The organism is Armatimonadota bacterium (assembly GCA_020354555.1).
Classification (GTDB): domain Bacteria; phylum Armatimonadota; class Hebobacteria.
Window position 1 is genome coordinate 4,212,420 of sequence record CP070648.1, and the last position, 10,119, is coordinate 4,222,538.

A 10,119-nucleotide genomic window follows, 5' to 3' on the forward strand; every position below is an offset into this window, starting at 1 on the left:
CGCAACGAACCTGGTGGGGGCCCGGGCGATCCTCTAAACGCTCGCAACGCCCCCCTAATTGATTCGCCTTGACACGGCCCCCCCGGGCCACGACCGCAGATATGCCGTGGACTCGTCCAAGCTGAGGGCCTTGGGGTGGGCGCCCGAGTACGATCTGGAGTCCGCGCTCGGCGCCACGGTCGCGTGGTACCGTGATAACGGCGCGTGGTGGCGCAAGATCAAGTCGGGGGAGTTTCTGGAGTACTACCGCAAGCAATACGGGCTGTGACGACGGTCAGTAGGGCCACGGAGTCTGCAAGCCATGTCGGAGGATGAGCTGCGAGCGGTTGCCGACCGGTTCGCCGAGGCGAAGATACTCGTCCTCGGTGAGCTGTGGCTGGAGCAGGTGCTGCGCGGCGCAGCCGCACCGGGCGCGAACGGTATCCTGAGGGTGCGAGATCCCGAGCGAATCATGCGTGCGGGTGGCGCTGCGGGGGTGGCTTGCTGTGCCGCGGCTCTGGGGGCGGCGGTGTGGGCTGCGGGCGTCGTGGGGCAGGACGCGCAGGCCGGCGAGTTGCTGCGCGCGCTGGGGGCGGCGCGGGTGGACCCCTTCGCTATCGCCAGCGACCCGGATCACGGGACCGGCGAGAAGCTGATCCTCAACGTCGAGGGCGCACAGGCTGAGCCGCAGGGCGCGGTCGAAATCGTGCTTTCCCCGGCTGCGCCGCTCGCAGGCGCGCCGGCACAGGAGATGCTCGATCACGTCGAGGCCATCGCCGCGGGGGCAGGCGCGATCGTTATGGCGCTCTACGACTCCATTCCCGAACAGACGGTACTGGAACGGTTGACTCGGTCGGCGCGCGCCAACGGGAAGCCCGTGGTGGCCGGCCTCGGGTGTACGTTACCACCGGGGTGCGGCGGCTTGGCCAAGGCGGCGCTCCCGCCCTGCGACATGCTGGCGGTTGCGCCCGCCGAAAGGGCGGGGGATGCCGAGGCCGAAGGGGTGCCCGTGCAGGCGCTCCTGGCCGAGGGCCGACACGCGGCCGTCGTGATTGTCGCCGCCGATGGGCGTGCCGCCGTGCACACGGGAAATGCGCCTGAAGGCGAAGTGATCGAGGCGTCGCCAATCCAGCGTTCCCCGGCGTGGGAGCAGTTCATGGCTGGGCTCGCCGTCGCCGCGGCATTAGGGGCAGACGCCGCGACCTCGGCGCGAATGGGCGCGGCGGCAGCGGCAGCGGCTGCGCGAGGCGGCGGTGTCGTGTCGCCGGACGCCCTCAGTCGAGAGCCTGGGATGTAGCGATTGCTTCGATGTCGTCGCATGCGGCGCGCGGCTCGTCGCAGCGAGACTGGCTGATCCGAAACAGGGCTACGCGGCTTCGGCCTCAATGTGGTAGGCGCGTCATGGCGGGACGTGCTGAGTTTGACCTTGGGGAGTACGCATGGCGCTGTCTCAAGTCTCGGCCGGAGGTATTATCGTCCGCAAGCGCGAGGGCGAGACGCAGGTCTGCCTGATACTCGACGACTATGGCCATTGGACTTTCCCCAAGGGGAAACTCGAGCCGGGCGAGACGAACGAGCAGGCAGCACTGCGCGAGGTGTGCGAAGAGGTAGGGATCGCAAAGGTCGTGTCGGTGCAGGCCGCCGGGGTGAGCCAGCACCGTTTTCTGATTGGCAGCGAGGCGTGCAAGAAGACTGTACACTGGTTTCTGATGGAAGTCGCGCCCGATGTCGAGTGTACCCCCATGCCCGCCGAGCGCGTCCATGACGCTGGTTGGTTCACCCCACAGCAGGCGCTTTCCACGATCGGCTATCGCAACATGCGCTCCCTTCTGCGTCGCGCGCTGAAAGCGCTCGGCGAGCGGACGTAGGAACGCGATGCTGGCGGCGGCCGCTCGGCGCCGCGTGACCGGGAATCAAGACGGAGAAAAGCCTCCCCTTGCGTCACGACGTCTCCGCGGGCGTCTGCTCCGCCGGGGACAACGGAACGCCGTGGCTGCGGGCGGGACGACCTGCGCCCGTGTCGCGCGGAGCGCCCCATCGAACAAAGGAACCGCTGGCGCGGGCGGTGCAACGGACACACCACCGGGCTCAAGCCCGGCCGATTGACTGCGTAATCGCGTCAGAGGGGTATTGCGTACTATGGCAGGCCTGCCCCGGCGATTGCAGGGAATCCACAAGCCCCTGGGTTAGGTCTGTGCAAGTCGGCTGTTTGCGGCATGATGGCCTGCCGCGACAGTAGCAACTCGTTCAAAGGCGATTGCCGCATAACAAGGAGGAAACAGGCATGGAGTTCATGGACGTCGTCCGCACCAGGCGCAGCATCCGGCGCTACAAGCCCGACCCCGTACCCCAGGAGCAGATAACCTATGTGCTCGAGGCCGCTCGCCTAGCGCCGTCATGGGCGAACTCGCAGTGCTGGAAGTTCGTGGTGATAACGGACGCGCAGGTCAAGCGGGCGTTGGCCAAGGCGGGCAATGAATGGGTGGCGCATGCGCCGGTGATCATCGCCGCGTGCGCCGATCCGAGCAAGCCCGGCACGAAGGGCGACCAACCCTATTACCTGGTGGACATCGGCATTGGGATGGAGCATCTCGTGCTCGCAGCGGCGGATCAAGGTCTCGGCACGTGCTGGATCGGCTGGTTCGACGAGGCAGTGGCGCGAGAGGCACTGGACGTGCCGCCGCACATCCGGATCGTTGCATATACCCCCCTCGGCGTGCCCGATGAAGCACCCGAGCCTCAGTCTCGCAAGCGCCTCGCCGAGATCTGGAGCCTCGACAAGTACGAGGAGTAGTCTCCCCCGCGCAGTTGGCGCGCGAGAGCCTGTGCGGTCAGGGGAGATGGGGACGAGAGCGTCCGCGCGGTGTCAACACGCAGCGGGGGGCGGCGTAGGCCGTCCCCCGCTGCGTGTTCTCTGAGCGCCGACCACGGTGACATTCAGGTGCAAATGCGGAATATACACTCTAGCCGTTCGGGAGCACGCAACGGGGGCCACGGACGCCGGTCGGCCGGCGCCTTCGTTCAGATCATCCCGAGATATGGAGCGAACGGTGGGGGACGGACACCTAGTACTGATAGCTGACGACGAACCATATATCGTGCGCGCTCTGTCCTTCGTCCTCGGCAAGGCTGGATACCGCGTGTGTACGGCTGGCGATGGCAGCGAGGCGCTCGACCGCATTCGCGCCGAGCAGCCGCGGCTTGCTTTTCTCGATCTCATGATGCCCAAACTCGACGGCTACGAGGTGTGCCGTCGCGTGAAGTCTGATCCATCCCTGTCCGGCACATACGTCATCATCCTTACCGCCAAGGGGCAGCAGGCGGACAAGGCGCGCGGCATGGCCATGGGCGCGGATGAATACACGACCAAGCCGTTCAGCCCGACGGCGATAGTGCAGCAGGTGCGACGCGCCATCGGACGGTGAGACGATTCCGGCGGACGGAGTCTGCTGGGTGCACGACCCCGGTCAACAACAGGATGCGGTTGCACGATTGCGCATGTCGGGCGGCAACGGCGCGGTTGTCGTCGTCGGCATGCTGCTCATCGGTGTGCTGTTGCGCCTCGTCTGGCACTTGCCGATCCCGCCGAGCGTGTTCGCCGCCGGCCTCGCTCTTTTCGCCGGCGATGTGTGGATCAGCCGCGTCCGTCCGCGCACCGCTCTGCCTAACCTCGCGCGCGCCAACTTACTCCACTGTCTGTTCGACATCAGCGCCATCACCTTCGCTATTCACCAGCTCGGCGGCGCCGATTGGATGGGCGCCTTCTTCTACCTCTACATCATCCTGCATGCCAACATCGTCTTCCACCGCGGGCGCGCTCTGGTCGTGACGGTGATCTGCATCGGCGCCTTCGTCGGCACCTTGTTCCTCAGCCAGCGCGGGTTCCTGCCTGCCCCGATTCTGTTCCCGCAGCACCGCGAGTTGCTCGACGACCCCGCCTATATGGCGCTCGTCATCCTCACCTTCGCAGTCGGCGGCCTGCTCCTGTTCAGCCTGAGCTTCGGTACCTTCGCTGACGCGCTGCGCGAAAAAAGCGAGGGATTGGCGCAAGCCAACGCGCGGCTGGAGACGGCGGCGCAGCGTCTGCAAGCGCACCGCGACGAACTCGAGCGCGAGGTGCAGGGCCGCACCCGCGAACTTCAGACCGCGCTCGACCATCTCCATGCGGCGCACGAACAACTCAAGCGCATGGATCAGCTCAAGAGCAACTTCCTGGCTAACGTCAGCCACGAGCTGCGCACGCCCCTCACCTCCATCGGCTCGTTCGCCGAGATTCTGCTCCAGTTCCCAGACGAGGAAGCATCGAGCCGCGAGGAGTTCCTGCACATCATCGCCGCCGAAGCCGACCGCGTGGGGCGTCTCATCGAAGACGTGCTGGATATCGCGAGGATCGAATCGGGCCGCGTGGCGTGGACCTTCGGCGCTATGGAACTGCCGTCGCTGCTGTCCTTCTGCGTCCGCAGTGTGGCGCCGCTGGCCCAGGTCAAGGGCCTCGAGATGCGCGTGGAGGTGCCCTCGGATCTGCCGCCGGTGCGCGCCGACCGCGATCGCATCGCGCAGGTCCTCAACAATCTGCTGTCCAATGCGCTCAAGTTCACGGAGCGCGGCACAATCACGGTCGGCGCCGAACGATGCGACGACGAGGTGCGGGTCTACGTGTCCGACAGCGGGCCGGGGATAGCGGACGAAGAACACGAGCACATCTTCGAGAAGTTCCATCAGGTGAGCCAGGGGCTGACCGACAAGCCGCGCGGCACCGGACTCGGGCTGGCCATCAGCGGGGAGATCGTGGCCAGCCACGGCGGGCGCATCTGGGTGGAGAGCGCCCGCGACCAAGGCAGCACTTTCCACTTCACGCTGCCGGTGTACAGGCAGGAGTCGCCGCAGCGACCGGGCGAACCGCGCCACACGCAGCGCACGCTCGTGCTGATCGTCGCCCCCGATCCCGAGAGCTGTCGCGAGCAGCGTGACGCGCTGGAGCGAGTCGGCTACGCAGTGAAGGAAGCCGCGGACGGACGGGAGACGCTCCGCCTCGCGGCCGCATGCGCGCCCGACCTGCTCTGCCTCGATATGCTGCTGCCCGACATGAGCGGCTTCGACGTCCTGCGCGCCCTCCAGGCGGGCCCGGACACGCGCGCCGTCCCCGCAATCGTCATGTCGGTTATGGAAGACAAGGACTGGGCGTTGCGGCTCGGCGCCGTCTGCCACCTGGCAAAGCCGGTGACGGGAGACCAATTGGTCGCCGCTGCGGCTCAGGCGTTGAGCGCCTCGAGCGCCGACGCGGCCCGCGACACGTCCCAGGAGACACTGCGTGCATGACGACGAACAGCTGATGATCGGGGACGTCGTTTCCGCCGGCCAGTTGAAGCGGGTCATCGAGGACGCCGTGTCCCACGCTCCCATCGGCGTGGGCGTACTTGATGCCGATGGACGGCTGCTTGCCGAGAGACACTCCGACGCCAGCCCGTGTCCCCGCGTGTTCGTGGCCGCGGACGAGTCGGCTCGGTGCCCGCACGCCGCGCTGGATCTGGCATGGTCGGCGGCCGGGCATGACGAGCCCGTCGAGGATCACTGCCCCCAGGGAGGACGGCGCTGTGCCTATCCCCTGCGGTATCGCGACCGACTGTGGGGATCGCTCGTTGCGTGTTCTCGAGATGGGGCTCCGCAGTCGCTGTTCGATGCAGTGGCCCGTCTCACCGTGCAGCGCCTGCGCGATCTGATCGTCGCCGGCTTTGAACTGCAGAACCTGTCCCGGGAGATCGTCGCGAACTACGAGCAACTGACCTTGCTCTACAGCTCCTCGGCCGAGTTCGGCGCGGCACACGACGTCGCTGAGATCTGCGAGCGCCTGCTCGACCAGGTGACCGTCCAGGTGCCGTCTGAGGCGGCTGCGGTTTTGCTGCTGGATGAGGAGACAGGCCGCGCGCGCGCCGCCGCCGGGCACGGCGATCTCTGCGACGCGTTCTACTCCCCGATGCCCGACATGCCTGACGGCGTGCTCAGCCACGTCCTCGGCACGGGAGAGCCGGTCGTCGTCTGCGATGTGCCCCGCGGCTCAGATGCCAGCGAAAGCTCCGTCCTCTGCGTGGCCCTGATGGCCGGTGAGCGCCTGCTGGGCGCGATCTGCGCGCGCGACAAGCTCGCGGGCGAGGAGTACCTCGCCGGCGACGCCAAGCTCATCGGCGCCATGGCGTCCCAGACGGCGATCGCGATATCGAACGCCATGCTGTTCGGCGATGTCAAGAACCTATTCCTCGGCACCGTGCGCTCCCTCGCCTCTGCCGTGGACGCCAAGGACCCGTACACCCTGGGGCACTCCCAGCGCGTGACGCAGTACGCGCTCGCCGTCGCGCAGGAACTGGAGCTGTCGGCATCGGAATGCGAGGACCTCCAGCTCGCCGCGCTGCTCCACGACGTCGGCAAGATCGGCTTGCCCGATGAGATCCTGCTCAAGGCGGGCAAGCTGACCTCCGACGAGTGGGAGCAAGTGCGCAAGCACCCGATCTGGGGGGAGGAAATACTGCGCCCGATCAAGCAACTTCGCCGCGTCGCCTCATGGATCCGCCACGAGCACGAACGGTGGAACGGCAGCGGCTATCCAGACGGCCTCAAGGGTGCCGACATCCCGCTGCCCAGTCGCATCATCGCCGTCGCCGACGCCTTCGACGCCCTGACCTCCGACCGCTCCTACCGCAAGGCGGTGTCCGTGTCCGAAGCGATTGGGGTGCTCCAATCCGTCGCGGGCACTGAGTATGACTCCGAAGTCCTGGCCGCGTTTCTTACCGCGCTCGAAATCGGCAGGATCAGCAAGTAGCCGTCCGGGGGAAGGCCGTTCTCTTAGGCGGGGTGGCGGCGAAGCTCGCTCATGCGCCTGGGTAATCCCCATGTGACATACGCTATCGGTGGTACCGTCCCAGTGGCGAGCACGGCTCGGCCGGATGCGCCCTCAGAAGTAGTCGGGGTGCCACACGTACGCCCAGACGCGTGGGAACAGCACGTCCAGCAGCTCCACCGGCGCCCCGCGCAGGGAGGCCTGCTTCGACTGCACCATCGCAGAGGCGGCTCTGTAGCCGAACAGCAACTGACTCAACGCAGCCTGCGTGATGTCGAGCCGTGCGTCGGTTGCGCTGCTCGATTCCGCAATGCTGACCGCGTCGTGCGTTATGCGCAAGACGACCTCTCCGATGTCGGTTGCGACGCGCAGGCGCCCCGACGACCGTACGGGCACAGCGTGCCGTGTCCCTACCCGGCGCAGCCGCCGCGTCAGTTCGGGCACAAGTCGCGAGAAGCATCCCTCGAGGTTGATGATTCGTCCCATCGCGCCGCCGCTGCGATGGTACTGGATGACGACGCGGCACCCGAACTGCTGGCAGAACTCGACGAACGGGTGATCCGCAGGCGCCAGCACGTGAATCTGCTCGGCTTTCACGCGGCGCGCCTGCCGTACCCCCGCCGCCAGCAGCGTGCCGAAGACATCCTCACGGCGGTAACCGACCTCGACGATGATCGCCTCCGCGGGTGATTTGTCCAGGACCACGTACCCCGTCAGCCGACCGCGCCCGTCAAAAGCCCCATAGACGTTCGTCGGCCACTTATGTCTGCTGCCGTGTCGGAAGCCCGACCACATGCTGCGCTGCCGCACGATTGCCCCCGTGCGCGCGGCGTTGTTGCGCCGGTAAAGCTCGAGTGTCGCGGGCAGCTCGTTGCGGGTCAACCTGCGCAGGCGGTACGTTGCGTTGACCGCGGCCGCATCCTTCGCCGACACGAACACGCGCGTCTCGGGGAATACCGGCGCGTAGCCCCAGCGCGGGTAGAAGTCGGAGATGCCGAACAGCGTCGAGATGTCGTAGCGCTTGTCCTGCATCAGCGCCATCGCGCCATCGAGCACGTGTCGGGCGTAGCCGCGCCTGCGATAGTGCTCGTCCGTCTCGACATCGGCGATGCCGCCCATGCGCAGCACGGCAGTGCCGATATGCGTGCGCCGATCGCGGACGAACAGACGGCTCGCCTGGACGCCGCTGACAACGCATTCAACGAGGTACGCGTCGCCAACTTGTCGTGTTTGTATAGTCAATCGCTTCCTCCACCGGGTTTCGAGGTGTCAAGTGACAGAGCTGCCAGGGGCACGCCTGATGCAGGTGGGCACGCCGCAGGTCAGTGGAGTGCCCGAATACGGAAGAGCACAATTCTACGGCGCGGCGCCCAATCCCTGCCTCCCGTCGGGCGCGTGCAGGGAAGTAACCCGCGAGAGGCGTATATAGGCGATGCGGCGACGCTGCGACCGGCAGATCGGCCGGCCACCGCTGGCGCCGGGAGCACCGCCGCAGCGGATCTCATCACGGTGACGCGAGGAGCACGACGATGAGGGGTGTCATGAAGATCTTGGTTGTCGGCGCGGTGAGCGTGGCTGCGGTCGTCGCGCTGTCCTCCTGCGCGAGCCGGCAGCCCGCGGCGTCGAAAACCCGTATCGGAGTCACGCTGCTCACCAGATCCCACGAGTTCTACCAGGATCTGGAGTCGGCGATGAGCAGGACCGCCGACGACCTCGGCATGGAACTCATGATCCAGTCCGCCGACTTCAAGGTCGAGACGCAGACGAGCCAAGTCGAGGACTTCATCAACGCCGGCGTGAGCGCCATCGTCATCTGTCCCGCCGACTCGAAAGCGATCGTCGGGGCGGTAAGACGAGCCAACGATGCGAATATCCCGGTCTTCACCGCGGACATCGCGGCTCTCGGCGGGGACGTCGTGTGCCACATCGCGTCGGACAACGTGCAGGGCGGCCGCCTCATTGGCGAGCACCTGGCCAAGCTGTTGAACGGCAAGGGCGAAGTCGTCATCATTGACCACCCCGTGACGACGTCGGTGCAGGACCGGGTGCGCGGCTTCGACGAGGCGATGTCGAAGCACCCCGGGATCACGGTCGTGGCCCGGCCCACGGCGGAAGGCCAGCGCACCAAGGCGGTCGACGTGGCGGAGACCATGCTCCAGGCCTATCCGAACCTCGACGCATTCTTCGGCATCAACGACGACAGCGCGCTCGGCGCGCTCCAGGCGGTGGAGCAGGCGAAGCGAGGGGATCGAGTGGTCGTCGTGGGCTACGACGCCACCGCCGAGGCGCGGCAGGAGATTCTCGCCGTCAGCCCGCTCAAGGCCGATGCCGTGCAGTTCCCGCGGAAGATCGGCGAGGTCACCATCCGGACGGTCGACAAGTACCTGCGCGGCGAATCCGTGCCCAAGGTGATCCCGGTCGAGGTCGGCATCGTGGACCGGGAGTCCCTGATGGCTGAGCGCGCCGGCGCGGCGAAGTAGCACGTAACGCGTATGTGCAGCATGGATTCACAAGCAGTCGTGTCTGAGACCGAGACCCCAGTTCTGGTGATGGAGCAGATCACCAAGGACTTCCCCGGCGTGCGCGCTCTCGACAGCGTGACACTCGACGTGCGCGGCGGCGAGGTGCACGCGCTGGTCGGGGAGAACGGCGCCGGGAAGTCAACGCTGGTCAAGATCCTCGCCGGCGCGTTGCTGGGCGACGCCGGCGAGATTCGCGTCAACGGCCGGCCGGTGGATATCATCTCCCCTCACGCCGCACAGCAGCTCGGCGTGGCGATGATCTACCAGGAGTTCAACCTCGTCCCCCACCTCTCGGTGGCGGAGAACATCTTCCTCGGGCGCGAGCCGCAGCTCTTCCGCGGCGTCATTGACTGGGGGCGCATGTATCGCGAGGCGGCGGCCGTGCTCGACCGTCTCGGCGTGAGCATGGACGTCCGCCAGCCGGTCAGCCGTTTGAGCGTGGCGCAGCAGCAGATGGTGGAGATCGCGAAAGCCATCTCGGCGCGCGCCAAGCTCATCGTCATGGACGAGCCCTCCGCGACCCTGACCGAGCACGAACTCGTGCGCCTCTTCGAGTTGATCCGCGCGCTGCGCGCGGACGGCGTGAGCATCATCTACATCTCCCACCGGCTGGAGGAGATCTTCGAGATCGCCGACCGCGTGACGGTGCTCCGCGACGGCGAACTCGTCGGCACTCACCTCGTGAGCGACGTGACCAAGGACGACATCATCCGCATGATGGTCGGGCGCCAGCTCACCGCGCAGATCCCCAAGCGCGAAGTGGAGATCGGACAGGAGATCCTGCGC

At 66.8% G+C, this 10,119-nt stretch carries 10 protein-coding genes; 9 read left to right on the forward strand and 1 reads right to left on the reverse strand.

Annotated elements, in window-relative coordinates:
* Positions 1-106 precede the first annotated feature (106 nt).
* The 7 genes from JSV65_17180 (at position 107) to JSV65_17210 (ending at position 6,793) form a co-directional block, all read left to right on the forward strand.
* Entirely contained in the window at positions 107-268 is a 162-nt protein-coding gene (locus JSV65_17180) for a hypothetical protein (protein UCH34242.1), read from the forward strand.
* Positions 269-301: 33 nt separating this feature from the next.
* Complete coding sequence (locus tag JSV65_17185) at positions 302-1,276, forward strand: hypothetical protein (protein UCH34243.1); 975 nt, start codon at positions 302-304, stop codon at positions 1,274-1,276.
* A 142-nt stretch (positions 1,277-1,418) separates the two neighbouring features.
* A complete protein-coding gene (locus JSV65_17190) occupies positions 1,419-1,847 on the forward strand; it encodes an NUDIX hydrolase (GenBank protein ID UCH34244.1) in 429 nt (142 codons plus the stop codon).
* A 416-nt stretch (positions 1,848-2,263) separates the two neighbouring features.
* Positions 2,264-2,773 carry a nitroreductase family protein gene (locus tag JSV65_17195; protein UCH34245.1) on the forward strand — a complete coding sequence of 170 codons (510 nt, stop codon included), beginning with the start codon at positions 2,264-2,266 and terminating at the stop codon, positions 2,771-2,773.
* 244 nt (positions 2,774-3,017) lie between these two features.
* Positions 3,018-3,404 (forward strand): response regulator, encoded by a 387-nt coding sequence (locus tag JSV65_17200; GenBank protein ID UCH34246.1) that lies wholly within the window; start codon positions 3,018-3,020, stop codon positions 3,402-3,404.
* 28 nt (positions 3,405-3,432) lie between these two features.
* Positions 3,433-5,298 carry a response regulator gene (locus tag JSV65_17205; protein UCH34247.1) on the forward strand — a complete coding sequence of 622 codons (1,866 nt, stop codon included), beginning with the start codon at positions 3,433-3,435 and terminating at the stop codon, positions 5,296-5,298.
* On the forward strand, positions 5,291-6,793 hold the full coding sequence (locus JSV65_17210; protein ID UCH34248.1) for an HD domain-containing protein: 1,503 nt from the start codon (positions 5,291-5,293) through the stop codon (positions 6,791-6,793). The genes JSV65_17205 and JSV65_17210 overlap by 8 nt, the downstream gene beginning before the upstream one ends.
* A 132-nt stretch (positions 6,794-6,925) precedes the next feature.
* Here the strand turns inward: JSV65_17210 and JSV65_17215 are convergent, their stop codons facing one another.
* Positions 6,926-8,053: a GNAT family N-acetyltransferase gene (locus JSV65_17215; GenBank protein UCH34249.1), complete on the reverse strand. Its 1,128-nt coding sequence runs from the start codon at positions 8,051-8,053 to the stop codon at positions 6,926-6,928.
* A gap of 299 nt (positions 8,054-8,352) precedes the next feature.
* On the opposite strand from JSV65_17215, the gene JSV65_17220 reads away from it, so the two are divergent.
* Positions 8,353-9,291 carry a substrate-binding domain-containing protein gene (locus JSV65_17220; GenBank protein ID UCH34250.1) on the forward strand — a complete coding sequence of 313 codons (939 nt, stop codon included), beginning with the start codon at positions 8,353-8,355 and terminating at the stop codon, positions 9,289-9,291.
* 12 nt (positions 9,292-9,303) lie between these two features.
* A partial coding sequence (locus JSV65_17225; protein UCH34251.1) for a sugar ABC transporter ATP-binding protein occupies positions 9,304-10,119 on the forward strand: 816 nt, incomplete at its 3' end.

Coding starts and splice junctions, on each gene's coding strand:
- JSV65_17220 (UCH34250.1), top strand. CDS start 8,353: ATGAAGATCTTGGTTGTCGGCGCGGTGAGCGTGGCTGCGGTCGTCGCG.
- JSV65_17190 (UCH34244.1), top strand. CDS start 1,419: ATGGCGCTGTCTCAAGTCTCGGCCGGAGGTATTATCGTCCGCAAGCGC.
- JSV65_17185 (UCH34243.1), top strand. CDS start 302: ATGTCGGAGGATGAGCTGCGAGCGGTTGCCGACCGGTTCGCCGAGGCG.
- JSV65_17195 (UCH34245.1), top strand. CDS start 2,264: ATGGAGTTCATGGACGTCGTCCGCACCAGGCGCAGCATCCGGCGCTAC.
- JSV65_17200 (UCH34246.1), top strand. CDS start 3,018: ATGGAGCGAACGGTGGGGGACGGACACCTAGTACTGATAGCTGACGAC.